Genomic DNA, 286 nt, shown 5'->3' on the forward strand with positions numbered 1-286 from the left:
AGTGGGTACATAGCTCTGAAAGGCATCTATATTATTAGGAAGGCAGTATAAAAGTCTTCCCTCTGACATCATTGCCTCACAGCCAAAGGGTTCTCCCTCAATAAACTCTTCCACAAGACAATAATCCTTGCCTGTAGCTTCCATGGTTTTTTCATAAAAGGAAAAAGCCTGTTCGCTGGTATCGCACCGGAATATCCCCCTGCTTCCCATCAGATCCACTGCCTTTATCACTACGGGAAAATCCAGTTTTTCCAGAGCTTCTGCAAGCTCCTCACGGTTTCTGATG

General features: G+C 44.8%; 1 protein-coding gene. It reads right to left on the reverse strand.

Annotated elements, in window-relative coordinates; translation table 11 throughout:
* On the reverse strand, nt 1-286 hold a 286-nt coding region (locus tag QVP40_RS08795), incomplete at both ends, for an ATP-binding protein (protein WP_330361911.1).

The sequence above is a fragment of the Blautia sp. CAG:257 genome, assembly GCF_000433815.1.
Lineage (GTDB): Bacteria > Bacillota > Clostridia > Lachnospirales > Lachnospiraceae > Blautia_A > Blautia_A caecimuris.